The organism is Variovorax sp. YR634 (genome assembly GCF_900106655.1).
Classification (GTDB): Bacteria; Pseudomonadota; Gammaproteobacteria; order Burkholderiales; family Burkholderiaceae_C; genus Variovorax.
In genome coordinates this window covers 208,450-232,843 of sequence record NZ_FNOL01000001.1, presented here as the reverse complement: position 1 = coordinate 232,843, position 24,394 = coordinate 208,450, and the positions used below count along the sequence as shown (strand labels likewise).

Here is a 24,394-nt window from a genome sequence, read left to right as displayed (position 1 = left end):
ACGCCCGCGCGTCAGCGCGCGGCGTTGCGGTCGGTAATCATCTTCGGGGTGATAAAGACGAGCATTTCGGTCTTGTTGGCAACGCGTTCGCGCTTGCGGAACAGTGCCCCCAGGTAGGGCACTTCACCCAGCACCGGCACGCGCGATTCGTCATTGGTTTCGGTGAGCTCGAAGATACCACCGATGACGACCGTGCCGCCGTTCTCCACCAGCACCTCGGTTTGCACGTGCTTGGTGTTGATCGCTGGACCCGCCGAGGTATTCACGCCGCGGGCGTCCTTGCTCACGTCCAGCGTCAGGATGATGTTGCCTTCCGGCGTGATCTGCGGCGTGACTTCGAGCTTCAGCACCGCCTTGCGGAACGAGATCGAGGTAGCACCGCTGGACGTGGCCTGCTGGTACGGGATTTCTTCACCCTGCTCGATCAGCGCCTTGGTCTGGTCGGCCGTGATGACACGGGGGCTGGACACCAGCTTGCCCTTGCCGTCGGCTTCGAGCGCCGAGATTTCGAGGTTCAGCATGCGCGAGAAGCTCGAATTGAAGAGCGAGATCGCGAAGGTGCCCGCCGCGTTGCCGGTACCGCCTGCATCGCCTGCCGGGAGGTTGATGAAGTTGGAATTAGTCCAAGTGGTGGTGGCAGTGCTGGCGCCACCGTTGGTGCCCGCCGTGACGACGGGCATTACGCCAACGTTGCCATAGGCCCGATTCCCAGCGGACGAGGCAAAGCGCTCGCCCGAGATACCGCCGCCCAGTCGCACACCGAGCGACTTGCCGAAGGTGTCAGAGGCTTCAACGATCCGGGCTTCGATCAGCACTTGGCGAACCGGGATGTCCAGCTTCTGGATCAACTCGGTCACCTGAGCCAGGCGCGACGGGATGTCCGACACGAAGAGCTGGTTGGTGCGCGACTCGGCGATGACGCTGCCGCGGGGACTCAGGATGCGCGTCGTCGTACCGCCGCCACCGCCACCGCCACCGCCCGATGAAGCACCCGTGCCCGTCAACCCCTGCGCGATGGCAATCGCCTTGGTGTAGTTGAGCTGGAACGACTGGGTGCGCAGCGGCTCCAGATTCTCGATCGCGGCCTTGGCCTCGAATTCGAGCTTTTCCTTGGCGTTGATTTCATCCTTGGGCGCGATCCACAGCACGCTGCCGTTCTTGCGCATGCCCAGGTTCTTCGCCTGCATGATGATGTCGAGCGCCTGGTCCCAGGGCACGTCCTTCAGTCGCAGCGTCAGTGCGCCGTTCACCGAATCCGAAGTCACGATGTTGAAGTTCGTGAAATCGGCAATCACCTGCAGCAGCGAACGGATTTCGATGTTCTGGAAGTTGAGCGACAGTTTCTCGCCGTTGTAGCCGACGCCTTGCGTCAGCTTGGTCGGATCGACCTTGCGGGCGCGAACTTCGACCACGAACTGGTTCTCGCTCTGGTAGGCGCTGTGCTCCCAGTCGCCCTTGGCTTCGATCGTCATGCGGACACGGTCGCCCGATTGCTGCGAGGTGATCAGCTGGACCGGCGTTCCGAAGTCGGCCACGTCGAGGCGGCGGCGCAGCCCCTCTGGCAGCGTCGACTTGGTGAACTCCACAACGAGGTTCTTGCCTTGCTGCTTGACGTCGACACCGACCTGATTATTCGGAAGATCGACGATGACGCGGCCCGTGCTGTCGGCACCGAGGCGGAAGTCGACGTCGCGCAACGGCAACATGTCCCGGTTGCGGTTTTCCGCGAAAGTCGTGGCGGCAGACGTGACAAGCGCCGAACCGGCCACCGGTTCGAGAATGACCAGCAGCGACTTGCCCTGGATCTCGGCCTTGTACGCAGTCGCCTGCTTCAGGTTCAACACCACCCGGCTACGTTCACCAGCCTGAACCACGTTCACCGAGCGCAGGTTGCCCTGGTTCACTTCGATGGCAGAGCGGCCGATGGCATTCGTGACACCCGGGAAATCGAGCGCAATGCGAGCCGGCGTTTGCACGGCAAACCCGGCGGGCACCGCGGTGAGCGGCTGCGCAAGGTCGATGCGGATCACTTCCGCACCGGACTGTGTCGAGCTGGTCACGGCCTCGATGGCGTTTTGCGCATGGGCCACGGCCAATGCACCGAAGGCCAGCAGACCCAGGCCGGCAGCGCGCAGCCACTGTGCCATCGTTGATTTGTTTTGGTTCATTTCGCACTCTCTTGCAGCTGCAGCGTCGCGACGCGTTCGATCCATTCACCGGCGGCGTCTTGCACGATTTCACGCAAGGCGACTTCGGTTTCGTTGATACGGGTAATGCGCCCGTAGTTGAGTCCCAGGTATTCGCCGACGCGCACCTTGTAGAGCAGCTTGTCGACACGGACCAGCGCCACCGGCTGGCCGTTGCGATTCATGCTGCCGACCATCGCCATCGAGTCGAGCGGGAAGGCTTCGAGCGCCTCCTTGCGGCGTGCCAGTTCGGGCGCGATCAGCTCCGACGTGCTCGGCTGGTTCGAGTCGCGGCGCAGTGCCTGCGTCAGCTTCAGGATGTTGAAAGGTTCGAACGACGAGGCTTCGGTATAGGCCTGCGGCGTGAACTTCTTGGGCTCGGAAATGGGCGGCACCGAAGGCTTCACCTGGGCGCGCTGTTCGGCCATCCAGCGTTGCAGGTCGTCCTGGCCCGAGTCGCAGGCGCTCAGCCCCAACGCGGCCATCGTCAGCCACAGTACTTTGGCGGCGATCTTCATTTCTTCGCCTTCGGCGCAGCGGCGCGCTTCTGTGCAGCCCGCTCGTCATCATCGAGGTAGCGGAAGGTGCGTGCGGTGGTGTCCATCGTCAGCACGTCCTTGTCCTTTTGCGGGGTGACGGTGATGTTGTTCAACGTCACGATGCGCGAGAGACCAGCGACATCGGCCACGAAGGCGCCCATGTCGTGATACCGCCCAGTCACGCGGACGGCGATCGGCAGTTCGGCGTAGTAATCCTTGACCGACACTGTGCCAGGACGGAACAACTCGAATTGAAGGCTGCGGCCAAGGCCTGCCTGGTTGATGTCCGACAGCAAAGCGTCCATTTCAGCCTTGCTGGGCAACTGCTTCTCGAGCAGGGTCACGTACTGCTGCACCTGTTCGCGCTGCTTCTTCAGCAGTTCGAGGTTCGCTGCCTGGGCCACCTTTTTCTGGTAATCGGCCTTGAGCGCAACTTCCTTGGAACGTTCGCTTTCGAGCTCGTCGTTCGAATTGGTCAGCCAGACAAACCACAGGGCGACCAGTACCAGCGCGGTGACCGCCAGGCAGAGCGCGTACCGGGGCACCGGCGGCCACATCGACGGATCGTTCGGGTTGAGCCCGCGGAACTGTTCGCCGAAACGCTGCAGCGCAGCGCCGACATCTATTTTTTGGGAGGGGCGATTGCTTGCCATGATCGGTTACCCCTTGGATTGCGCCGTTGCGGCCAAGGCCTTTTCGGCAGCGGCCTTTTGAGCATCGGTGGGGCGTTTCAGGCCAATGCGCATCGTGAAGTTCGCCACGCGGCGCTGGTCGCGCGGATTCAGGTTCACGTTTGCCGACGTGATTTCGACCAGCTCCGGCTTCACGAGCCATGGGCTGTTGTTGCCCAGGTTGCGCAGCAACTCCGAGACCCGCTCGTTCGACTGGGCCATGCCTTGCAGCGTGACCGTCTGGTTGTCCTGCTTCATGCTGGTCAGGTAGACGCCATCGGGCAGTTGCCGGACCAGTTCGTTGAGCAGGTGCACAGGCAGGTTACGGTCGCCCTGCAGGTCTTCGACGGCCTGCTGGCGCGCGCGCAGCGCTGCGATTTCTTCCTGCAGCGTCGAGATTTCCTTGATCTCGACCTCGAGCTTCTTGATCTCGGCCGAGAGAAAGCTGTTCTTCGACTGCTGCGCCGCGATCTGGGCTTCGAACCAGAGGTAGCCCAAGCCAGCAATCAGAAGACCGAGCACCGCTGCGGCGCCCAATGTGCCAAAGAAAGCCTCGCGCCGCCGCTTGCGTGCAGCTTCGCGGTGCGGAAGCAGATTGATGAGGATCACTGCAGGAACCTCCGCATGGCCAACCCGCAAGAGGTCAGATAGGACGGCGCCTCGCGACGAACCTTCTTCTCGCGGATGTTCGAACTGAAGTCCATGCCGTCGAAGGGATTCAGGAGCGAGCAGGCGAACGAGGTCTGTCGCGTCACGGCGTTGGTCAGGCCCGGCAGCGATGCCGATCCACCCGCCAGCAACACGTAGTCGACACGATTGTGCGGCGTGCTCGTAAAGAAGAACTGGAGCGCACGCGCGATTTCCTGCGCGATGCCTTCCACAAAAGGCTTGAGCACACCGGAACCGTAGTCGTCGGGCAGATCGCCGCTGCGCTTTTTGGCTTCGGCTTCTTCAGCGGAAAAACCGTACTGGCGCACGATCAGTTGAGTGAGTTGCGCGCCGCCGAACGCCTGATCGCGGTCGTACAGCACTTCCTGATTGCGCAGCACCTGCATGCTGGTGGTAAAGGCACCCACTTCGAAGAGCGCCACGATCGAATCCACGCCCTTGCCAGGCAGTTGCTCGATCAGGCGGGCGGTGGCTAAGCGTGAGGCATAAGACTCGACGTCGAGGATCATCGCCTTCAGGCCGGCGGCTTCCGCCAGGCCTTCGCGATCCTGCACCTTTTCCTTGCGGGACGCGGCAATCAGCACTTCCACGTCGCCGGCGGACGTGGCGCTCGGCCCCGTGACGCAGAAGTCGAGACTGACTTCGTCCAGCGAGAACGGGATGTACTGGTTGGCTTCGGACTCGACTTGAATCTCGAGCTCCTGCTCGCTCATGCCGCCCGGAAGAATGATCTTCTTGGTGATCACGGCCGACGGCGGCAGTGCAAGCGCCACATTGCGCGTGCGCGTGCCGCTCTTGCGGACGACGCGCCGGACGGCTTCCGCCACCTCGTCGAATTTCTCGACGTTGCCGTCAGTGATCCAGCCACGTTCCAGGGGCTCGATGGCACAGCGTTCCAGGACCAGCTTGCCGCTGGCCTCGCGGCCGAGCTCGACCAGCTTGACGCTGGACGAACTGACATCCAGCCCAAGCAGGGGAGCGTTCTGACGACGAAACAATGATCCAAGAGCAGCCAAGTTAAGTCCCTCTCCCCCTGTATTTGTAACCAATAGAAAAATGTGCGTTCGGTTGCATGCTAGCAGCAGGCGTAGCGGCAACCAAGCAGCGCCGGGGGGCAAAACCCTGAAGCGTTGTCAAAACCTGACGTCAAATCCGCATTTTGTAACTTTTGAATTATGGCGATGCAAGGGCAGCAAAGATCGGATCGTGAAAAGAGGACGGCTTTTTATAATGTCCGGTGACTCTCCGGCCCCTCATGCAAGAAACTTCAAGCCCCAAAGGGCCAGCCAAGACCCCTCCCCCCAAGCGCCCGACCTGGCTGAAATGGCTGTTGCGCTTTTTCTTCTGGGGCTTCGGCATTGCCGCGGCCGGTGTGCTGGCGGTGCTTTGCGTGGTGGCGGTGGCTCTTGCCGTCGCGTATCCGAACCTGCCGGACATCAGCGAACTCTCCGACTACCGGCCCAAGCTGCCGCTGCGGGTGTTCTCGGCCGAAGGCACCCTGATCGGCGAATTCGGCGAGGAACGCCGCAATCTCACCCCGATTTCCGCCATTCCCAAGGTCGTGAAAGACGCCGTGCTCGCGGCCGAAGATGCACGCTTCTACGACCACGGCGGCGTGGACTACAAGGGCATGGTGCGCGCGGGCCTGGCCAACATGAATCGCGTGAAGAGCCAGGGCGCGTCGACCATCACGATGCAGGTAGCACGCAACGTCTACCTGAGCTCGGAGAAGACGCTCACCCGCAAGATCTACGAAGTGCTGCTGACCTTCAAGCTGGAGCACCTGCTCACCAAGGATCAGATCTTCGAGATCTACCTGAACCAGATCTACCTCGGTAACCGCGCCTACGGCTTCGCCGCCGCCTCCGAAGCGTATTTCGGCAAGCCGCTGCAAGAACTCACGATCGCACAGGCCGCCATGCTGGCCGGCCTGCCGAAGGCGCCGGGTGCGAACAACCCGGTCAACAACCCACAGCGTGCACGCGGCCGCCAGTTCTACGTGATCGACCGCATGCAGGAAGCCGGCTTCATCACCGCCGAACAGGCCGCCGAAGCCAAGAAGGAAGAACTGCATCTGCGCGATGCCGCCGACCCGAACCGCCTGCACGCCGAATACGTCGCGGAAACCGTGCGCCAGCTGATGTACGCCCAGTACGGCGACAGCACCTACACGCGTGGCCTGAAGGTCTACACCTCGCTGGTCGCGGCCGACCAGGCGGCAGCCTACAAGGCGCTGCGCAAGGGCATCATGGATTACGAGCGCCGCCAGATCTATCGCGGCCCCGAGAAGTTCGTCGATCTGCCGAACGACGCCAAGGAACTCGACGAGGCGGTGGACGACGCACTCAGCGACCACCCCGACAACGGCGACGTGATGGCAGCGGTCGTGCTCAAGGCCACTGCCAAGCAGATCGACGCCGTGCGCGGCAACGGCGACCCCGTGCAGATCACCGGCGACGGCCTCAAGCCCGCGCAGTCCGGCCTCTCCGACAAGGCCCCGCCCAATATCAAGATCCGCCGCGGCGCGGTCATTCGCGTGGTGAAGACGCCCAAGAACACCTGGGAAATCACGCAGCTGCCCGAGGTGGAAGGTGCCTTCGTCGCCATGGACCCGCGTGACGGCGCCATCAAGGCACTGGTCGGCGGCTTCGATTTCGGCAAGAACAAGTTCAACCACGTGACGCAGGCCTGGCGCCAGCCGGGTTCGAGCTTCAAGCCTTTCATCTATTCCGCGGCGCTTGAAAAGGGCTTCACCCCGGCCACCGTCATCAACGACGGCCCCCTCTTCTTCGACGCCGGCACCACCGGCGGCCAGCCCTGGGAGCCCAAGAACTACGGCGGCGGCTACGACGGTCCGATGTCGATGCGCACCGCGCTGATGAAGTCGAAGAATCTCGTGTCGATCCGCATCCTGCAGTCCATCGGCACGCGCTACGCGCAGGAGTGGATCACCAACTTCGGCTTCGACAAGGACAAGCACCCGGCCTACCTGCCCATGGCACTGGGCGCGGGCTCGGTCACGCCGATGCAGATGGCGGTGGGCTATTCGGTGTTCGCCAACGGCGGCTACCGCGTCAACCCCTACCTCGTGACCCGCATCACCGACCACAAGGACAAGGTGCTGGTCGACAAGCAGCCGCCGCTGCTCAACGAATCGCTGCGCGCCATTCCCCAGCGCAACGCCTTCATCATGGACACGCTGCTGAATTCCGTGGCTCGCGCCGGCACCGCTGCCAAGGCACAGGCCATGCTCAAGCGCCCCGACCTGTACGGCAAGACCGGCACCACCAACGACTCGCTCGATGCCTGGTTCGCCGGCTTCCAGCCGACCATGACGGCCATCTCGTGGATCGGCTACGACACACCGCGCAACCTGGGCGACCGCGAAACCGGCGGCGGCCTGAGCCTGCCGATCTGGATCACCTATATGGAAACCGCCATTAAGGGCGTGCCGGTGACAGAGCTGTCGGCCAACCCGCCTTCAGGCATCGTCAGCGTCGGCGGCGAGTGGTACTACGACGACTACGCGCCGGGACGCGGAGTGGCAAGCCTGGGCGTGGAGTCCACGCCTGCAGCGCCAGCGGAAGCCCTGACCGGCGCCCCGGTGAGCCCGCCGGCCCCGCCCGAGGAGCGCAACCGCATCCTCGATCTTTTCCGCAACTGACGGCGGAGACGCAGAATCAGGCAGCCGCGAACGCCAGCGGCTGGCCTGCCTGCAGGGTCGCCTCGCGCGACAGGTTGCCGAAGAATTCTTCCCCGGTCTTGGTATCGACCCAGACTTGGCCGTTATGGCGGTAGTGGTAGCCGCCAGAGCGCGCGGCAAGCCAGATTTCCTGCAGGGGCTTTTGCAGATTCACGATCAACTGACTGCCGTTGCGAAATGAAATCGTGATCATCCCGCCCACCCTCTGGTTGTCGATGTCAGCGTCGGTCGCATCGTTGATGCGGTCGCAGCCTTGCTCGATGGCGGCGAGCGCGGCTTCGGCGCGGTCCATGTACTCGGTGTCGGTCATTACAATTTCGCTATGTTGAACGTTCGCCAAATTCTAGTGAGCACCCGCGCCCGCGCTGCGCTCATGGTCTGCCTCGTCGCAGGCGCTGCCGGTCTGGTTGCTTGCGGACAGCGCGGTGCGCTGTACCTGCCGACCGATCCTGCCGCCGCCGGACGAGCCACGTTGCCGCAGCTGATGACACCCGAAAGCTTGCGGTCGTCACCCTCCTCCAGCGAGGCTGCGCCCGCACCAGCGGCTGCCGCGAGTGCACCGGCCGCCGCTGCCAGCGCACCGGCGAGCAACAGCACGGAACCGCGCAAGTGAGCGCCGATATCACATCCCCCGTCCTCCCCGGCCAGCCGCACATCGCAGAACGCGATGGCGCGCTGCACGTCGAAGGCGTTGCGCTCGACGCGCTGGCCCGCGAGCACGGCACCCCTCTTTTCGTCTACTCGAAGCAGTGGATGCTGGACGCCCTGGCGGCCTACCAGCGCGGCTTCGAAGGTCGCGATGCGCTGATTTGCTATGCAATGAAGGCCAATTCGTCGCTCGGCGTGCTGCGCGTTTTCGCGGAAGCAGGCTGCGGCTTCGACATCGTCTCGGGCGGCGAACTGGCTCGCGTTCTGGCCGTGGGCGCCGATCCGAAGAAGATCATCTTCTCGGGCGTCGGCAAGACCCGCGCGGAAATGCGCGAAGCCCTCGCTGCCGGCATCGCCTGCTTCAACGTCGAGAGCGAAGCCGAACTCGACGTGCTCAACGAAGTGGCGATGGCCGAAGGCAAGCGCGCGCCCATCAGCATTCGCATCAATCCGAACGTCGATCCGAAGACGCATCCGTACATCTCCACCGGCCTCAAGGGCAACAAGTTCGGCATCGCGCACGATCGCGCGGTCGAAGCCTACCGGCATGCTGCAAGGCTGCCGGGCCTGGAAGTGGTCGGTATCGACTGCCACATCGGCTCGCAGATCACCGAAGCCTCGCCCTACCTCGACGCCTGCGATCGCGTGCTCGACCTGGTCGAGGCAATCGAAGCGGCCGGCGTGCCGATCCATCACCTGGACTTCGGCGGCGGCCTGGGCATCGACTACAACGGCGAAGTGCCGCCCAAGGCCGATGCGCTGTGGCAGCAGCTGCTCGCCAAGCTGGACGCGCGCGGCTTCGGCCAGCGCAAACTGGTGATCGAGCCCGGACGCTCGCTGGTCGGCAATGCCGGCGTGTGCGTGACCGAGGTGCTCTACACCAAGCCCGGCGAGGACAAGAACTTCTGCATCGTCGACGCGGCCATGAACGACCTGCCGCGCCCCGCGATGTACCAGGCCTTCCAGCGCATCGTGCCGGTGCGCACGCGCGCTGGCGACGCGCCGACCTACGACGTGGTCGGCCCGGTCTGCGAAAGCGGCGACTGGATCGGCCGCGACCGCGCGCTCAACGTGGTGGCGGGCGACCTGCTGGCGGTGCTGTCGGCGGGCGCGTACTGCATGAGCATGTCCAGCAACTACAACACGCGCGGCCGTGCCGCCGAGGTGCTGGTAAGTGGCGCCAGCGCCAGGCTGATCCGCCGTCGCGAGACGATGGAAGACCAACTGCGCAGCGAGATCGACGGCTGATTGCCGTCTGTCAGTTGGTGCGCAGCGGCTTCTCGCTGTTGCGCACCGCGCCTGTTGCCCCTGCTGCCGGCTTCGCCTTGCGCTTGCTCGCAAAATTCCACACGCGCCACGCAAGCAGCACCCCGATGATCGCAACGTAGATGAACACTTCGGCGAAGTTGTTCTTGCCCGCGCGCATCCAGAAGAAGTGCAGCAGGCCCAGGCCCGCGATCACGTAGACCAGCTTGTGCAGCATCTGCCAGCGCTTCGCGCCCATCGCCTTGATCGCGCGATTGAACGACGTGGCCGCCAGCGGCGTCAGCAGCACGAAGGCCGAGAAGCCCACCAGGATGAACGGTCGCTTCGCGATGTCCTTGGCAATGTCGCCCCACTCGAAACCCATGTCGAACCAGCTGTAGCACAGCAGGTGCAGCACCACGTAGAAGTAGGCGAACAGGCCGAGCATGCGCCGGTAGCGCGCAAGCGCGTTCCACTTGCTGATGACGCGCAGCGGCGTCACTGCCAGCACGATGCAGATGAAGCGCAGCGTCCAGTCGCCGGTGGCACGGATCAGGAACTCGGCAGGGTTGGCGCCGAGCCCGTCCGTGAACGCGCCGTAGGCCAGCCGCGCGAACGGCAGCAGGCACAGCAAGAAGATGACCGGCTTGGTCGCCGGATGCATGAGCAGCTTGTTCATGGAGCGATGGCCGGGTGCAGAGGCAAGCTCAGTAGTTCTTCTTCAGGTCCATGCCCGCATAGAGCTGGCCGACCTGGGCTTCGTAGCCGTTGAACATCTCGGTCTTGCGCCGCTTGGCGAACAGGCCGCCGCCGTCGCCGATGCGGCGCTCGGTCGCCTGGCTCCAGCGCGGGTGGTCGACGTTCGGGTTCACGTTCGAATAGAAGCCGTACTCGTTGGCCGCAGCCTTGTTCCACGCCGTGCTCGGTTCCTTTTCGACGAAGCGGATCTTCACGATCGACTTGGCCGACTTGAAACCGTACTTCCACGGCACCACCAGGCGCACCGGTGCGCCGTTCTGGTTGGGCAGCACCTCGCCGTACATGCCGAAGGCAAGCAGCGTGAGCGGATGCATCGCTTCGTCCATGCGCAGGCCTTCGGTGTAGGGCCAGTCGAGCACGCGCGAGCCCACGAAGGGCATGGTCTTGGGGTCGGCCAACGTCACGAACTCGACGAATTTGGCATTGCCCTGCGGCTCGACCTTCTTGATCAGCTCGGCCAGCGAATAGCCGACCCACGGAATGACCATCGACCAGCCTTCGACACATCGCAGGCGGTAGATGCGCTCTTCCTGCGCGCTGAGCTTGAGCAGGTCTTCGATGCCGTACTTGCCCGGCTTCTTGACCAGGCCTTCGACCTCCACGGTCCACGGCCGCGTCTTCAGCGTGCCGGCATTCTTGGCCGGATCGGCCTTGTCGGTGCCGAACTCGTAATAGTTGTTGTAGGTCGACGCGTCCTTGTAGTCGGTGAGCTTTTCCATCGACATGGCCCCCGGCACCGCCGACTTGGCGCCCGGCAGCGGCGCGAGCTTGTTGGGGCGCTCGGCCTGAGCCCACGCTTCGCGCGAGGCAAAACCGGCCAGCGCCGCCCCTGCCGCGCCACCTGCCATGAGCTTCAGCATGTCGCGCCGGCTTTCGTAGGCGGCGCGCGGCGTGATCTCGCTCGACAGCGGGTGGGTGAAGCCGTTGTCGCTGCTGCTGTTGCGACGGATCGGGCGGGGATGGAACGACATGACAGGCCTTTCGCGTGAATCGTTGTGCTCAGGGTAGTTCGTGACCAACCCTGATTTGGTTACGCGCCATCGCGGCGCGCGGTTTCAATTCTTCGCGAAAGACCGCAAGCTTGCGTCTACAGCGTGCCGTAGCTGTGCAGCCCGCTCAGGAACATGTTCACGCCAAGGAAGGCGAAAGTGGTGACCGCCAGCCCGCCCAATGCCCACCAGGCCGCCACGGTGCCGCGCAGGCCCTTCACGAGCCGCATGTGCAGCCAGGCCGCGTAGTTGAGCCAGACGATCAGCGCCCAGGTTTCCTTCGGGTCCCAGCTCCAGTAGCCGCCCCAGGCATCGGCGGCCCACAGGGCGCCCAGTACGGTGGCGATGGTGAAGAAGGCGAAGCCGACGGTGATCGACTTGTACATGACGTCGTCGAGCACGTCGTTGGCCGGCAGGCGCGCCGCGATGCGCTTGCGCCCCAGCAGGATGCCCGCCGCGATCAGCGCCGAGATGCCTGCATAGACCACCCAGTAGCTGCCGCCAGCTTCCTGCACGCGCTGGCGGAACGCCACCGGCACGAAGCACAGCGCCACGCCCAGCAGCCAGATCGGCGTGAGCTTGTACCAGCGCGTCTCGTTGGCCTGCTCCTTGATGAGATAGGCGAAGGCGACCATGGCCGACAGCGCGAAGGTGCCGTAGCCGATGAAGTTGGCCGGCACGTGCAGCTTCATCCACCAGCTCTGCAGTGCAGGCACCAGCGGCTGGATTTCATGCGCCTCGCGCACGATCGTGTACCAGAGCAGAAAGCCGACCGCTGCGCTGACGACCAGCATCACGAAGGCGCCGAGCGCGCGCGTGTTGTAGCGCTCTTCGAAGTAAAGGTAGAACGTGGCCGTCAGCCAGCAGAACAGCACGAACACTTCGTACAGGTTGCTGACCGGGATGTGGCCGATGTCCGGGCCGAGCAGGTGGCTTTCATACCAGCGCACCATGGTGCCGATCAGCGCCATCGTCACTGCAGCCCAGGTCAGGCGCGAGCCGATCATGTCGAAAGCATCCGACTGCTTGCCGCCGAAGAAGCCGAGCCAGTAGAACAGCGTACCCATGAAGAACAGCACGCTCATCCAGAGGATGGCCGACTGGCTCGACAAAAAGTACTTGAGCCAGAACACCGTGTCGGCGCGTGCCAGGTCGCCCTGGTACGACGCGATGGCCAGCAGCGACGCCGCGGCCACCACGATGGCCAGCACGCGCAACGGCCGCCAGAACCAGCCGATGGAGATCATCGCGATCACCGCGGCGACGAGGATCGGCTTCTCGTAATAGTCCATCGACCCCGCATAGCGCGCGAACGCGAACAGGCCGCCGGCCAGCACCAGCGCCGCAAACACCCAGTCGAACAGGTTGCGGCGCGAGAGCCAGCTTTCATTGAGCGTGAGGGTCGTGGTGTTCATGGTGTCTCGGGTTCTGTCTTGTTCAGGGCGAGCAGCTTGTGCTTGAGGTGCTCGAATTCGCGGTCGCTGTCCATGGTCTTGCGATTGACCGAGAACGCCATCGTGGCCGCCGTGGCACCGTCGGTCCCGTTGCCATCGGGCGTCAGCCACACCCAGAGGCGCCGCTCACGGACGTACAGCATGGCAAAAATCCCGACGATCAGCAACAGACAGCCCAGATAGACGACGTTCTTGCCAGGGGCGCGCGCCACCTGGAACACGCTGGCCTGCACCTGGGTGAAGTCGGTCATCATCATCGCGACCGGGGCCGGGTAGAAGTGCGCGTCGCTGATGGCCAGCACGGCCTGGGTCAGGTAGGCCTGCGACTTCTCGTCGTTCGGCAGCGCGGCCAGGCCGGCGCCTTCGCGGCTCAGGTTGAGCACTTCGAACAGCACATCGTTCAGGATGCGTACCAGCACGCCGCCTGCGCGCTCGCGCTCGGCCTCGGGCACGTTGACTTCCATGAACTCTGCAATCGCCTGCCAGCCGCCTACGGTGGTTGCGTCGGCCTTGGCACGCTCGCTGCCCGAGAACAGCGCCAGCGCGCGCGCGGCCGACACGCGCAGCTGCTCGGCCATTTCAGGACGCTTGGGGTCGGTCGCCTTGGCGATGTAGCGCTCGATGGCACGCGCGCGGGTGTCGGCGTCGCCGAGTGCAGCGCGCATGCGCACGAAACCATCCATCGAGCCCTGCTCGTCGGCCGGCACGCGCAGGTAGCGGAACGGGTCTTCGGGCTTCTCGCGCATGCCGAGCAGGAACACCGGCTGGCCGTCGCCGGTGTCGACCGGCACCATGTAGTTTTGATACTCGCGCGCCTGGCCGGCGGCATCGCGCAGCTTGTAGCCGATGCTCGGGCCGATGTTGCGCAGCACCTTCGGCTTGTTGGTCTTGTTGGCGGCGCCCAGGCGCGATTCGATGTCGTGGCGCAGGTCGACCTTGCGCACGTCGGCGCCGCTGCCCATGGCGCCGGCGTCGGCGAAGTTCTCGACGTTGATCACCCGCAGCGCGGCGTATTCGAGCGTGAGCTTGTCCTTGCCGTTGGTGATCTCGGTACTCGGGCCGCCGATGATGCCTTCCACTTCGAAAGACTTGGCAGCGGCCGCCATCGGCACCGCCTTGAGCTTCACCTTGGAGCCGCCATCGTCGAAGCTCGACTGGTAGATCTCCACGCCCTTGTAGCTGGCCGGGTGGTTGACCTCGATGCGCGCGGGCACCTGCTCGCCGGTCTCGCGGTCGTGCAGCACCACCTCGCTCGCGAAGAGCTTGGGCATGCCGGTCGAGTAGTAGTCGACGATGAACTTCTTCAGCTCGATGGAGAACGGCAGCTCCTGCAGCAGCACGCCGTCGGACTGGTTCAGGATGGCCACGCTGCCTTGCCCGCCTTCGGGCACGAGGATGTTGCCGCGGAAGGTCGGGTTGCTGGCGGACAGGCGGTGCTCTGGCGCCACGTCGGCGATCATGCCGCCACCGGTGAACACGCTCTTGCCGTTGAACCAGGTCTGCGCGCGCACCACGAGGTCGCCGTCGAGCAGGCCGCCGATGCACACCAGCACGATCGCGCTGTGGGCCGCGATGTAGCCGAGCTTGTGGGCGCCGCCGGCGCGCGCCGCGACCATCCAGCCTGCGGAGGTCGGCCGGCTGCCGTCGACGGCCTCGCGCTGCTGCAGCTTGACCTTCCAGCCGCCGCTCACCAGCAGTTGCCCGATGCGGTTGGCCGCTGCTTCGGGCGTTTCACCGAGCCGGTTCTCAGCACGCTGGCCGAAGGCCTTCAGGCTCTGCGCACGGATGTCTTCCTTGAAGGTCTTGAGGTCGACCAGGATGCGCGGCGTGTTGCGCGCAATACACAGCGTGGTGCTGATCACAAGGAACAGCAGGATCAGCAGGAACCACCAGGCGCTGTAGATGGAGTCGAGCCGCGCCGCGCGGAACAGTTCGGCCCAGAACGGACCGAACTGGTTGATGTAGTTGTTGATCGGCTCGTGCTGCTTGAGCACGGTGCCGATGATCGACGCGATGCAGATGATGGTGAGCAGCGCGATCGCGAAGCGCATCGACGAAAACAGCTCCACCGCAGCGCGAAGCATGTGCGGGCCGCGATGAACGCGAAGGCCATGGGTGGAGACGGACATCGGGCGAAGGTAAGGGAAGAAGGGAAGAAAGCAAAAAGGCGGGCCATCCTGCTGGATCGGCCCGCCCTTTGTTTGGGGTTGTTGTCGGCGGTTAGTTCACGCTCTGGAGCGCATCGTCATCAGCGCAAGCCGGCGATGTAGTCCGCCACGGCGGCAATTTCGCGGTCGTTGAGCTTGGCAGCGACGCCGGTCATGGGGCCGCTGTTGGTACGCACCGGGGTGCTGTCGCCACGGAAGGCCTTGAGCTGGGCCACGGTGTAGTCGGCGTTCTGGCCGCCCAGGCGCGGGTATTGAGCGGGCAAGCCGGCGCCGTTGGGGCTGTGGCAGCCGGCGCAGGCGGGGATGGAGCGCTCACCAATACCACCGCGGTAGATCTTCTCGCCCAAGGCCACGGTGTCCTTGCTCTTCGAGAAGCCGGTCTTGACCTTCTTCGAGGCCACGAACCAGGCGATGTCGCGCATGTCCTGGTCGCTGAGGTTCGCGGCCATGGGACTCATGACGCTGTTCTTGCGCTTGCCGGACTTGAAGTCTTCCAGCTGCTTGAGGATGTATTCGGGATGCTGTTGCGCCAGCTTGGGGTTGGCCGCGATGGTCGAGTTGCCGTCGGCGTTGTGGCACGAGGCGCAGCTCTGCACTGTTGGAGTGCTCGCATTGAACAGCGTGTCCCCCTTGGCGGGGTCCGGCTTGGCCGGTTTTGCAGGCGCCGCGGCCGGAGCAGCCGCGTGTTCATCGGCTGCAAAACTCGCGCTGGATGCGATGCCCACGAGGGCTGCAAGCAGAATATTGGCAAACAACTTCATATCGGGGGCTTCGAATTTATGGCGCAAAACCTCACGATTCTACAATGTGGGTCTTGTTTCGAAAGTCCGTAGATGCCCTCCCCGCGCGCCAAGCCCGCTGCCTATCCTCCCCGCGCGGCCCCCGCCGCGGACCCCCAGGTCGCTGAACGCGAGCGCGTTGCGCTCGGCTGGCTGCACACCGCCCACTTCCTCACCAGCGCCCCCCAGCTGGAGCATCTGCCCCCCGTCGACCTGCCCGAGATCGCCTTCGTCGGCCGCTCCAACGCAGGCAAGTCGACCGCCATCAACACCCTCACGCAGCAGACGCGCCTGGCCTTCGCCTCCAAGACGCCTGGCCGCACCCAGCACATCAACCTGTTCGGCATCGGCAAGCAGAAGGTAGACGACGCGGTGCTGGCCGACCTGCCCGGCTACGGCTATGCGGCCGTTCCGCGCGAAGCCAAGCTGCGCTGGCAGCGCGTGATGGGCAACTACCTGATGACGCGCGAAAGCCTGCGCGGCGTGGTGCTGATGTGCGACCCGCGCCATGGCCTGACCGAGCTCGACGAGATCCTGCTCGACGTGATCCGCCCGCGCGTGGAACAGGGCCTCAAGTTCCTCGTGCTGCTGACCAAGTCCGACAAGCTCACGCGCAGCGAAGCCGCCAAGGTGCTGTCCATTACGCGACTGAACGCCGGCGGCGGCGAGGTGAAACTGTTCTCGGCCTTGAAGAAGCAAGGCGTTGGCGAAGCAGCCGAGCTGCTGTGGCGCTGGGTGCATCCGGATGGGGCTGCCGCACCGGCAACGCCATCGGAGCCACCGGCGGAGCCAGAAGAGGCCTGATCACAAAACAGGCTGTACCGACCGTCCCATCTGCGCAGTTCACTATCAAAACAATAGCGACAGTCAACCCAAGGAGACAAGAAGCATGATCGAGACCTTCCAACGCAGCCTGCCCAACGGCACCACCCTGAGCTGCCGCGCCGCCGGCAAGCCGGGCCAGCCGCTGATGGTGTTCCTCCACGGCTTCCCCGAGGCCGCGTTCATCTGGGACGAGCTGCTCGACTACTTCGCGGACCCCGCCCACGGCGGCTACCGCTGCGTGGCGCCCAACCTGCGCGGTTTCGAAAAGTCGAGCGCGCCGACGGAAGTAGCGGCCTACAAGGCTCACCTGCTGATTCAGGACATCCAGCAGCTCGTCGCGACCGAAAGCGCCGATGGCACCATGGCCGCGCTGGTGGCTCACGACTGGGGCGGCGCCTTTGCCTGGGGCTACGCCAACGCTTTCCCGCAGCAGGTCGGCAAGCTGGTCATCATCAATTCGCCGCACCCGGGCACCTTCACCCGCGAACTGCGCAACAGCGCGGAGCAGCAGCAAGCGAGCGCCTACATGAACTTCCTCGCGCGCCCCGACGCCGAGGCGCTGCTCGCGGCCGACGACTTCAAGCGCATGTGGCCCTTCTTCCTGCTGATGAAGGCCGGCCCGGACGGCTTCGGCTGGCTCACCGAAGAAGTGAAGCAGAAGTACCGCGAAGTCTGGAGTGCGGGCCTCACGGGCGCCTGCAACCTCTACCGCGTGACGCCGATGAAGCCGCCGCTGCCGGGCCAGACCATCGACAGCATCCCCGTGCTGCCGCGCGAACGGCTCACGGTGGACGTGCCGACCTTCGTGTTCTGGGCGCTCGACGACGCGGCGCTGCTGCCCGGGCTGCTCGAAGGGCTGGAAGACTATGTGCCGAAGCTCGAGGTGAAAAAGGTGCCGAACGCGACCCACTGGATCGTGCACGAGCAACCACAGCTGGTCGCCCGCGAGATCGAAGGCTTCCTTCAGCGCGCTCAGTAAATAGGAGCCTCGCCCTCCGGGCGGGTCTTGAACCGCCGATGCACCCAGTAGTACTGGGCAGGCATCGTGTCGATGTAACCCTGCAGCCGCGTGTTCATGAGCGTGGTGTCGGCCTCGACGTCGTCGGTCGGAAAGTTCTGCCAGGTCGGCAGGATCTCGATCTCGTAGCCCCCGGGCGTGAGCTTCGACACCACCGGCACCACCTTGGCCTTGCCCAGCCGCGCGAATCGCGACAGCGAGGGCACGGTGGCCGCCTGCACGCCGTAGAACGGCACGAAGATGGTCTGGTCGCGCCCGAAGTCCATGTCGGGCAGCAGGTACAGCAGGCCGCCCTTGCGCAGGCCCTGCAGCACCGGCTTGATACCGTCCACCCGGTTGAGCGCCGCCACGTCGCCGAAGCGGGTGCGGCCTTCGCGGATCCAGGCATCGACCATCGGGTCGCGCTGGGTCGTGTAGATGGTGGCCGAGGGGCGCGCCGTGTGCATGGTCAGCGCGGTGGCCGCGGCGTCGAGGCCGTAGAAATGCGGCGCGAACAGGATCATCGGCTCGTCGCCGTCGGCGATCTCGCGGATCTCCGAAGCGGCCCCGACCACCTTGAGCCGGCTCGCCACCACCTTTTCGGGCGCATGCCATAGCCAGCTGCGGTCCAGCCATGACTGCGCCACGTAGACGAAGGTCTCGCGCGCGATAGCGCGGCGCTCGGCCTCCGATTTCTCGGGGAAGCAGACCGCCAGGTTGGTATCGACCACTCGCCGCCGCGGCACGGCGACGGTGTGGAGGATACGGCCGAGGAATGCGCCAAAGCCGCGTACGAGCGGCAACGGCAGCGGCGCAATCACGCGCATGAAGCCAATGCCGAGTCGGGAACCGAGGCTCATGCGGCCTCCCCGGCGGCAGCAGCCACGCGCTCGGCGCGCGGCTCCTTGTAACGGGCGTAGTCCCACACGTACTGGCCCGGCAGGCTGTGGATCAGCCGGCCGATGGCGTCGTTCATGGCCGCGGCCGCGTCCTCGATGGAGGCCGACGGGTCGGTCAGCGCCGTGCCGACGATGGGTTCGAAGCGGATCACGTAGCCCGCGCCGTTCGGCAGGCGCTCGCACACGCTCAGGAAGCAGGCCGCGCCGGTCTGTTGCGCGAGGCGGGGAAGCAAGGTCATGGTGTAGGCCGGGCGCCCCAGGAACGGCGCCCATACGCCCTGCCCCAACGGCGGCACCTGGTCAGGCAGGATGCCGGTGTAGCCCCCGCCGCGCAGCGTACGGATCAGGCCGCGCACGCCGCTGTTGTTGGTAGGCAGCGTCTGCAGGCCGGGCCGGTCGCGCGAGCCGGCGGCGATCAGGTCGGCCATCCATTTCTTGCGCGCGGGGCGAAACAGCGCCGTGATCGGCCCGTAGGCCGCGAGAAAGCGCTCGCCGATGGCCTGGCCGCACATCTCCCAGCTGCCGAGATGCGGCGCCACCAGGATCACGCCCTTTTTGGCCTGCATGGCCGCCTCGAAGGCCTCGACGCCCTCCCAGCGCACCACACGGTGCAGCACGGTCTGGCCCTGAGGGCGCAGCCAGAGCCAGGGCAGCTCGGAAGCCATCTTGCCGGCGGCGGCAATGGCGGGACGGTACTGGTCGGGGGCGAAGCCCGCGCTCTCGGCGTTGGCCTTGAAGCGGCGGCGGTAGTCCGGCGCGCTCCACCAGACCAGCCAGCCCAGCATGGCGCCGAGTCGATGCATCAACGGCATCGGCACGCGGGCAAGCAGGCGGAACAGGGTGATCATTGAAAACGGGAGGGAGGGGGTCAAAAAACGGACGCGCGCGCATGGTATTGCGCGGCTCGAATAGAATGCAAATTGTCGCCGAGTTACGGAACAACTTGCAGGGCGACAAACACAAGCGCAAAGCGATTGTGCCCCGGCCGATTCATCGGCATCTGCTAAAGCGTTCGCCATGGCTCCGCAGAGTTGGCAACGCGCCAACCACTTCAAGGAGTTTGAACAAATGGCGAACGATTTCCTCTTCACTTCCGAATCGGTTTCCGAAGGCCACCCTGACAAGGTAGCCGACCAGATCTCGGATGCGATCCTGGACGCGATCTTCGAGCAGGACCCTCGCAGCCGCGTGGCCGCCGAGACGCTGACCAACACCGGCCTGGTCGTGCTAGCTGGCGAAATCACGACCAACGCGCACGTCGACTACATCCAGGTGGCGCGCGACACCATCAAGCGCATCGGCTACGACAACACCGAGTACGGCATCGACTACAAGGGTTGCGCCGTGATGGTCTGCTACGACAAGCAGTCCAACGACATCGCCCAGGGCGTGGACCATGCCAGCGACGACCACCTGAACACCGGCGCCGGCGACCAGGGCCTGATGTTCGGCTACGCCTGCGACGAAACGCCCGAGCTGATGCCCGCGCCCATCTACTACGCGCACCGCCTCGTCGAGCGCCAGGCCCAGCTGCGCAAGGACGGCCGCCTGCCCTTCCTGCGCCCCGACGCCAAGAGCCAGGTCACGATGCGCTACGTGGACGGCAAGCCGCACAGCATCGACACCGTGGTGCTCTCCACCCAGCACAGCCCCGACCAGAGCGAAACCTCGACCAAGATGAAGGCCTCGTTCAACGAAGCCATCATCGAGGAGATCATCAAGCCGGTGCTGCCCAAGGAGTGGCTCAAGGACACGCGCTACCTGATCAACCCGACCGGCCGCTTCGTCATCGGCGGCCCGCAGGGCGACTGCGGCCTCACCGGCCGCAAGATCATCGTCGACACCTACGGCGGCGCCTGCCCGCACGGCGGCGGTGCGTTCTCCGGCAAGGACCCGTCGAAGGTCGACCGCTCGGCTGCCTATGCCGCGCGCTACGTGGCCAAGAACATCGTGGCCGCCGGCCTGGCGCGCCAGTGCCAGATCCAGGTGGCGTACGCCATCGGCGTGGCCCAGCCGATGAACATCACGGTCTACACCGAAGGCACCGGTGTGATCCCCGACGACAAGATCGCCGAACTCGTGCGCGAGCACTTCGACCTGCGTCCGAAGGGCATCATCCAGATGCTCGACCTGCTGCGCCCGATCTACCAGAAGACCGCCGCCTACGGCCACTTCGGCCGCGAAGAGCCCGAGTTCACCTGGGAAGCGACGACGCAGGCGCCCGCACTGCGCGCAGCTGCCGGCCTCAAGTAAGAAGCAAGAAACGGCGGTGGGTCAGAAGCGGTAAGCGCCGCTCAAACCCACCGTCCAGTTGCGGCCCGGCGCAGGCTCGTAATAGCGCGCATTGCCCTCGTTGACGATGACCGAGCCCACGTAGCGCCGGTCGAACAGGTTGTCGACACGCGCGAAAGCGTTGAACTCCCAACGCTCCCATTTCTTCAGATAGCCCGCATACACCGCCGCGACGGCATAGCCCGGCGCGCTCGCGGTGTTGACGTCGTTGGCCTGCATTCGGCCCAGCGCACGCATCTCGACGCCGGCGCGCCAGCCCTCGGGCGGCACCCAGCCCAGCGATGCGAACAACGATTGCCGCGCAATGCCCGGAATGCGATTGCCCGCCGCTACGGTGTTTGCAGCCGCGCACGGAGACGGTGAACAGAAGGCATCGCGATACGTCGCGTCCAGCCATGTGTAGGCCAGCTGCGTGCGCCAGTGATTCGCAGTCTCGTGCTGCCAACCCAGCTCGAAGCCGTTGCGCCTGGTGCGGCCCGCGTTCTGGAAAGTGGCGCGGCCGCCGACGTTGGTGTCCGTAACGATCTCGTCGCGCGTGCGGGTCTGGAACAGCGCCGCCGTCAGCAGGCCGCCGGCAAGCCGCGCCTTGGCCCCGACCTCGATGCTGTCGTTGACCGACGGCCGCAGCGCAAAGTTGAGCCCGCTCGCGCCGTTCGCCCGATAAGAAAGCTCGTTCAGCGTCGGCGTCTCGAAGCCGCGACCGATGGAGCCGTACAGCGCCAGGTCCGGAGTCGCCTGGTAGCGCAGCGAAGCCACCGGCAGTGTCTTGCTGTAGCGCGCGCTGCCACTGTCGTCGCGGTTCGCCCCGACGATGTAGCGGTCCTGCGAGCTGAAATGCACGCTGCTGCGGCGCACGCCGGCTTCGAGCGTCCAGCGGTCGGTAAAGCGCCAGGTGGCTTGCGCGTAAGGATCGAGGTTCCAGGCTTCGTTGAGCTCGTTGCGCCTGAGCCGCCCCTGCACGCCGAGCACCGGCGCTGAAACCGGCCCGAGGTAGTTCTCGTAGCCACGCCGCTTTTCGCGCAGGCTGTCGTAGGCCAGGCCCGCCACCACGTCGAAGGGCCGGTCGGCCAGCGTAAGCGCGGCGTTCCAGCGCAAGTCAACGCCGCCGTACTGCCGCGACAGGTCGATCACGCCGCCCGCGTGCAGCGGGCTCTGCTGCGCAGATGGCGGGATCGACTGGAACTGCGTGGTCTTGCGCTCGCCGCCGTAGACCATGAGGCGCAGCCCCTGCTGCGCGTCGATGCGGTGCTCGTAGAGCAGACCGGCCTGCGTCTGCTCGACCGTCTTGCGGGTGTCGTACTGCGTGGCCAGCGGGGCGTTGCGCGGTGCCAGGGCGTACTGGTCGGCCGTGAGGCCCAGCGGGTCCTGCGCGTCGATGCGCACGCTGTTGAAGATCAGCGTCAGCTTGTCGCCGTTGTCCAGCGCGATGCCGAGCTTGCCGTTGGCGATGTCGCGCCGCGCCGCGCTGTGCTCGCGCCAGCCGTCGGTGTGGAAGCGGCTCGCGTCGAGCAGATAGTCCACCGCCCCCTGCGATCCGCTCAGTTGCAGCGACTGCCGCCAGGTGCCGAAGCTGCCACCCGCGAGCGAGTACGCCAACCGCGGCGCGCCCTCGCCCGAAGCGGTGAATGCCTGCACCACGCCACCCGACGAGTTGCCATACAGCGCCGAGAACGGCCCGCGCAGAACCTCGACCCGGTCCAGCGAGCCGATGTCGATGTTCGAAGTCTGCCCCTGGCCATCGGGCAAGGTCGCGGGAATGCCATCGACATACAGCCGCACGCCACGCACGCCGAAGGTCGAGCGCGCGCCGAAGCCACGGATCGACAGCTGCAGGTCCTGCGCGTAGTTCAGCCGGTTCTGCACCTGCAGCCCCGGCACCGCTCCGAGGCTTTCCGAAAGATTGACCTGCAGGCGGCTGTCGCGCATCTCGTCGCCATCGACACGGTCTACCGAGCCTGGCACGTTGAAAGGCGCGACTTCGCCGCGTGGCGTGGAGACAGTGATCTCGCGCAGACGCGCGCCGCTGGTGTCAGGATCGGCCGATGGCTCCTGCTGGGCCTGCGCGGCCAGCGGAACACCCAGCAAGAGAAGGCAGGCGGCGGCAACGGGCGCAGGTTTCATCGCGCCGATTCTGCTTCGGCGCACCAGTTACGCGTGTCGCGGTGGCGCGACTCTCAGGGAAAACTAGCGCTCCGGCGCCTTGCGCCAGCCATACCAGGCGCCCACCACGCACGGAATGCCCAGTGCGATCCAGGCCAGGATGTCGCCCAGCCCGCCATCGCTGAAGAGTGCCGAGATCAGCCCGAAGGTGGTCAGCAGGCCGAGCACGATCGGCCAGCCCCACATGCGCCAGAAGCTTTGATGGTGTTGATGCGGCTTCATGCCTGAACCTTCATCGCCGGAGCCGGCTCGCCCTGCGGGGTGGCAGGCGCATGCTGCTCATGCGCAGCCGTCTTCTTGCTGGATGCAGGCACGGGGTTGCCCCGCTTGAGCCAGAGATACAGCCCGCTGCCCAGCACGATGATGGTCGCTATGTCGAGCAGCGCCCAGATGATCTGCATCGGCATGCCGCCGTAGTCGCCGAAGTGCAGCGGCTGCGACACCAGCAGCGCCCAGAGGTACCACGGCAGCTTCGGCGACGCGGTCACCTGCGCCGTTTTGGCGTCGACCAGCACCGGCTGGAAGAGCTTCGAAGTGAAGGGCTCGTTGCCACGCAGGAAGAAGGTGGTGTGATGCGGGCTCGAGAACGACGTGCCCGGGAACGCGATGAACGACAGCTTCGTGCCGGGCGCCTTCTGCATCGCGGCGTCCATCGAGCGCTGCACCGAGCCGCGTTCGTTCACCGCCACGATGGGCTCGTTCTTGTAAGGAGTGAGAAGTGCGCTGAGCTGGTCGTACTGCCAGTACTTGATGAGCAGGTCGGCCCACGTGTTGATCATGCCGGTGGCGCCCACCACGAACACCCACACCAGCGTGACGATGCCCAGCAGGTTGTGCAGGTCGAGCCACTTCAGGCGTGGCCGCTTCTCGCGCCGCACCGTGCCGAAGTCGAGCTTGCGCATGAAGGGCGAATACAGCACCACGCCCGAGACGACGGCCACCAGCAGCAGCAGGCCCATGAAGCCGAGGAACAGCTTGCCCGGCAGCCCGGCAAAGAGGTCGACGTGCAGCTTGAACATCACGTACATGAAGCCTTCGTCGAACTTGGGCTGCGCGAGCACCTCGCCCGTGCGCGCATCGACCGCGACCGACTTGAAGTCGTCCGTGGCTTCCGGCGTGGGCGTGAGCGTGACGAACCACAGGCCGTCGTCGTCCTCGGGCTGCGAGGCGAACTGCACCACGCGGTCTGGGTGCTTCGCCTTCGCGATGTCGAGCACGCGATCGAGGCTGATGTGCGGCGTGCCCGCCGGCATCTTCGGCGCCTCGACCTCGGTGCCGAGCAGGTGGCCGATCTCGTGGTGGAAGATCAGCGGCAGCCCCGTGATGCACAGCAGCAGCATGAACACCGTGCACACGAGGCTGCTCCACTTGTGCACCCAGGCCCAGGTCTTGATCTTTCGGCTGTTCATGT

The 24,394-nt window shown here is 65.2% G+C and carries 22 protein-coding genes; 6 read left to right on the top strand and 16 right to left on the bottom strand.

The window, feature by feature from the left end; genetic code table 11:
* Positions 1 to 11: 11 nt before the first annotated feature.
* The 5 genes from pilQ to BLV60_RS01025 are packed head-to-tail and all read right to left on the bottom strand — an operon-like array spanning position 12 to position 5,081.
* Entirely contained in the window at positions 12 to 2,168 is a 2,157-nt protein-coding gene (pilQ, locus tag BLV60_RS01045) for a type IV pilus secretin PilQ (RefSeq protein WP_093048545.1), read from the bottom strand.
* The gene (locus tag BLV60_RS01040) at positions 2,165 to 2,704 is read right to left on the bottom strand and encodes a pilus assembly protein PilP (protein WP_093048542.1); all 540 of its coding nucleotides are present in this window, start codon (positions 2,702 to 2,704) and stop codon (positions 2,165 to 2,167) included. The genes pilQ and BLV60_RS01040 overlap by 4 nt, the downstream gene beginning before the upstream one ends.
* A complete protein-coding gene (locus BLV60_RS01035; RefSeq protein WP_093048539.1) occupies positions 2,701 to 3,378 on the bottom strand; it encodes a type IV pilus inner membrane component PilO in 678 nt (225 codons plus the stop codon). The genes BLV60_RS01040 and BLV60_RS01035 overlap by 4 nt, the downstream gene beginning before the upstream one ends.
* Before the next feature lie 6 nt (positions 3,379 to 3,384).
* Positions 3,385 to 4,005: a PilN domain-containing protein gene (locus tag BLV60_RS01030; RefSeq protein ID WP_093048536.1), complete on the bottom strand. Its 621-nt coding sequence runs from the start codon at positions 4,003 to 4,005 to the stop codon at positions 3,385 to 3,387.
* The gene (locus tag BLV60_RS01025; RefSeq protein ID WP_093048533.1) at positions 4,002 to 5,081 is read right to left on the bottom strand and encodes a pilus assembly protein PilM; all 1,080 of its coding nucleotides are present in this window, start codon (positions 5,079 to 5,081) and stop codon (positions 4,002 to 4,004) included. Before BLV60_RS01025 ends, BLV60_RS01030 begins: the two co-directional genes overlap by 4 nt.
* 239 nt (positions 5,082 to 5,320) lie before the next feature.
* Between BLV60_RS01025 and BLV60_RS01020 the strand changes: the two genes are divergently transcribed.
* Entirely contained in the window at positions 5,321 to 7,729 is a 2,409-nt protein-coding gene (locus BLV60_RS01020) for a penicillin-binding protein 1A (RefSeq protein WP_093048530.1), read from the top strand.
* 16 nt (positions 7,730 to 7,745) lie between these two features.
* Here the strand turns inward: BLV60_RS01020 and cyaY are convergent, their stop codons facing one another.
* A complete protein-coding gene (gene cyaY, locus BLV60_RS01015) occupies positions 7,746 to 8,078 on the bottom strand; it encodes an iron donor protein CyaY (protein ID WP_093048527.1) in 333 nt (110 codons plus the stop codon).
* A gap of 12 nt (positions 8,079 to 8,090) precedes the next feature.
* On the opposite strand from cyaY, the gene BLV60_RS34580 reads away from it, so the two are divergent.
* Together BLV60_RS34580 and lysA are read left to right on the top strand one after the other, a co-directional pair.
* Positions 8,091 to 8,381: an LPS translocon maturation chaperone LptM gene (locus BLV60_RS34580; protein ID WP_093048524.1), complete on the top strand. Its 291-nt coding sequence runs from the start codon at positions 8,091 to 8,093 to the stop codon at positions 8,379 to 8,381.
* An 8-nt stretch (positions 8,382 to 8,389) separates the two neighbouring features.
* Positions 8,390 to 9,664, top strand: coding sequence for a diaminopimelate decarboxylase (gene lysA / locus BLV60_RS01005; protein ID WP_371127343.1), 1,275 nt, complete (start codon positions 8,390 to 8,392; stop codon positions 9,662 to 9,664).
* Between the two features lie 10 nt (positions 9,665 to 9,674).
* On the opposite strand, the gene BLV60_RS01000 is transcribed toward lysA, so the two are convergent.
* The 5 genes from BLV60_RS01000 to BLV60_RS00980 all read right to left on the bottom strand — a co-directional run bounded on the left by BLV60_RS01000 (position 9,675) and on the right by BLV60_RS00980 (position 15,792).
* Positions 9,675 to 10,340 (bottom strand): protein-methionine-sulfoxide reductase heme-binding subunit MsrQ, encoded by a 666-nt coding sequence (locus BLV60_RS01000; protein ID WP_093048518.1) that lies wholly within the window; start codon positions 10,338 to 10,340, stop codon positions 9,675 to 9,677.
* 28 nt (positions 10,341 to 10,368) lie between these two features.
* A complete protein-coding gene (msrP, locus tag BLV60_RS00995; RefSeq protein WP_093048515.1) occupies positions 10,369 to 11,391 on the bottom strand; it encodes a protein-methionine-sulfoxide reductase catalytic subunit MsrP in 1,023 nt (340 codons plus the stop codon).
* Between the two features lie 116 nt (positions 11,392 to 11,507).
* Positions 11,508 to 12,824 carry a c-type cytochrome biogenesis protein CcsB gene (gene ccsB / locus BLV60_RS00990; RefSeq protein WP_093048512.1) on the bottom strand — a complete coding sequence of 439 codons (1,317 nt, stop codon included), beginning with the start codon at positions 12,822 to 12,824 and terminating at the stop codon, positions 11,508 to 11,510.
* Positions 12,821 to 14,992, bottom strand: a complete 2,172-nt coding sequence (locus tag BLV60_RS00985; protein WP_093048509.1) for a cytochrome c biogenesis protein ResB — start codon at positions 14,990 to 14,992, stop codon at positions 12,821 to 12,823. Before BLV60_RS00985 ends, ccsB begins: the two co-directional genes overlap by 4 nt.
* Before the next feature lie 119 nt (positions 14,993 to 15,111).
* On the bottom strand, positions 15,112 to 15,792 hold the full coding sequence (locus BLV60_RS00980) for a c-type cytochrome (protein WP_093048506.1): 681 nt from the start codon (positions 15,790 to 15,792) through the stop codon (positions 15,112 to 15,114).
* A 72-nt stretch (positions 15,793 to 15,864) separates the two neighbouring features.
* On the opposite strand from BLV60_RS00980, the gene yihA reads away from it, so the two are divergent.
* Positions 15,865 to 16,614: a ribosome biogenesis GTP-binding protein YihA/YsxC gene (yihA, locus tag BLV60_RS00975; RefSeq protein ID WP_093048504.1), complete on the top strand. Its 750-nt coding sequence runs from the start codon at positions 15,865 to 15,867 to the stop codon at positions 16,612 to 16,614.
* 85 nt (positions 16,615 to 16,699) lie between these two features.
* Positions 16,700 to 17,614, top strand: a complete 915-nt coding sequence (locus BLV60_RS00970; RefSeq protein WP_093048499.1) for an alpha/beta fold hydrolase — start codon at positions 16,700 to 16,702, stop codon at positions 17,612 to 17,614.
* Here the strand turns inward: BLV60_RS00970 and BLV60_RS00965 are convergent.
* Both BLV60_RS00965 and BLV60_RS00960 read right to left on the bottom strand, forming a co-directional pair.
* Positions 17,608 to 18,492 (bottom strand): LpxL/LpxP family acyltransferase, encoded by an 885-nt coding sequence (locus BLV60_RS00965; RefSeq protein ID WP_093048494.1) that lies wholly within the window; start codon positions 18,490 to 18,492, stop codon positions 17,608 to 17,610. The two genes, BLV60_RS00970 and BLV60_RS00965, sit on opposite strands and share 7 nt — an antisense overlap.
* Positions 18,489 to 19,379, bottom strand: a complete 891-nt coding sequence (locus tag BLV60_RS00960; RefSeq protein ID WP_093048491.1) for a lysophospholipid acyltransferase family protein — start codon at positions 19,377 to 19,379, stop codon at positions 18,489 to 18,491. Before BLV60_RS00960 ends, BLV60_RS00965 begins: the two co-directional genes overlap by 4 nt.
* Positions 19,380 to 19,599: 220 nt before the next feature.
* On the opposite strand from BLV60_RS00960, the gene metK reads away from it, so the two are divergent.
* Positions 19,600 to 20,784, top strand: a complete 1,185-nt coding sequence (gene metK, locus BLV60_RS00955) for a methionine adenosyltransferase (RefSeq protein ID WP_093050301.1) — start codon at positions 19,600 to 19,602, stop codon at positions 20,782 to 20,784.
* 21 nt (positions 20,785 to 20,805) lie between these two features.
* Here the strand turns inward: metK and BLV60_RS00950 are convergent, their stop codons facing one another.
* The 3 genes from BLV60_RS00950 to BLV60_RS00940 all read right to left on the bottom strand — a co-directional run bounded on the left by BLV60_RS00950 (position 20,806) and on the right by BLV60_RS00940 (position 24,392).
* Positions 20,806 to 22,944, bottom strand: a complete 2,139-nt coding sequence (locus tag BLV60_RS00950) for a TonB-dependent receptor (protein WP_093048488.1) — start codon at positions 22,942 to 22,944, stop codon at positions 20,806 to 20,808.
* A gap of 63 nt (positions 22,945 to 23,007) precedes the next feature.
* Positions 23,008 to 23,205, bottom strand: a complete 198-nt coding sequence (locus tag BLV60_RS00945; protein ID WP_093048485.1) for a hypothetical protein — start codon at positions 23,203 to 23,205, stop codon at positions 23,008 to 23,010.
* On the bottom strand, positions 23,202 to 24,392 hold the full coding sequence (locus tag BLV60_RS00940; protein ID WP_093048482.1) for a PepSY-associated TM helix domain-containing protein: 1,191 nt from the start codon (positions 24,390 to 24,392) through the stop codon (positions 23,202 to 23,204). Before BLV60_RS00940 ends, BLV60_RS00945 begins: the two co-directional genes overlap by 4 nt.
* Positions 24,393 to 24,394 lie beyond the last annotated feature (2 nt).

Excerpts from the sequence above, each read along its gene's own strand:
- pilQ (WP_093048545.1), bottom strand. The coding sequence starts at position 2,168 with ATGAACCAAAACAAATCAACGATGGCACAGTGGCTGCGCGCTGCCGGC.
- BLV60_RS01040 (WP_093048542.1), bottom strand. The coding sequence starts at position 2,704 with ATGAAGATCGCCGCCAAAGTACTGTGGCTGACGATGGCCGCGTTGGGG.
- BLV60_RS01035 (WP_093048539.1), bottom strand. The coding sequence starts at position 3,378 with ATGGCAAGCAATCGCCCCTCCCAAAAAATAGATGTCGGCGCTGCGCTG.
- BLV60_RS01020 (WP_093048530.1), top strand. The coding sequence starts at position 5,321 with ATGCAAGAAACTTCAAGCCCCAAAGGGCCAGCCAAGACCCCTCCCCCC.
- cyaY (WP_093048527.1), bottom strand. The coding sequence starts at position 8,078 with ATGACCGACACCGAGTACATGGACCGCGCCGAAGCCGCGCTCGCCGCC.
- BLV60_RS34580 (WP_093048524.1), top strand. The coding sequence starts at position 8,091 with ATGTTGAACGTTCGCCAAATTCTAGTGAGCACCCGCGCCCGCGCTGCG.
- BLV60_RS01000 (WP_093048518.1), bottom strand. The coding sequence starts at position 10,340 with ATGAACAAGCTGCTCATGCATCCGGCGACCAAGCCGGTCATCTTCTTG.
- msrP (WP_093048515.1), bottom strand. The coding sequence starts at position 11,391 with ATGTCGTTCCATCCCCGCCCGATCCGTCGCAACAGCAGCAGCGACAAC.
- ccsB (WP_093048512.1), bottom strand. The coding sequence starts at position 12,824 with ATGAACACCACGACCCTCACGCTCAATGAAAGCTGGCTCTCGCGCCGC.
- BLV60_RS00985 (WP_093048509.1), bottom strand. The coding sequence starts at position 14,992 with ATGTCCGTCTCCACCCATGGCCTTCGCGTTCATCGCGGCCCGCACATG.
- BLV60_RS00980 (WP_093048506.1), bottom strand. The coding sequence starts at position 15,792 with ATGAAGTTGTTTGCCAATATTCTGCTTGCAGCCCTCGTGGGCATCGCA.
- yihA (WP_093048504.1), top strand. The coding sequence starts at position 15,865 with ATGCCCTCCCCGCGCGCCAAGCCCGCTGCCTATCCTCCCCGCGCGGCC.
- BLV60_RS00970 (WP_093048499.1), top strand. The coding sequence starts at position 16,700 with ATGATCGAGACCTTCCAACGCAGCCTGCCCAACGGCACCACCCTGAGC.
- BLV60_RS00965 (WP_093048494.1), bottom strand. The coding sequence starts at position 18,492 with ATGAGCCTCGGTTCCCGACTCGGCATTGGCTTCATGCGCGTGATTGCG.
- BLV60_RS00960 (WP_093048491.1), bottom strand. The coding sequence starts at position 19,379 with ATGATCACCCTGTTCCGCCTGCTTGCCCGCGTGCCGATGCCGTTGATG.
- metK (WP_093050301.1), top strand. The coding sequence starts at position 19,600 with ATGGCGAACGATTTCCTCTTCACTTCCGAATCGGTTTCCGAAGGCCAC.
- BLV60_RS00950 (WP_093048488.1), bottom strand. The coding sequence starts at position 22,944 with ATGAAACCTGCGCCCGTTGCCGCCGCCTGCCTTCTCTTGCTGGGTGTT.
- BLV60_RS00945 (WP_093048485.1), bottom strand. The coding sequence starts at position 23,205 with ATGAAGCCGCATCAACACCATCAAAGCTTCTGGCGCATGTGGGGCTGG.
- BLV60_RS00940 (WP_093048482.1), bottom strand. The coding sequence starts at position 24,392 with ATGAACAGCCGAAAGATCAAGACCTGGGCCTGGGTGCACAAGTGGAGC.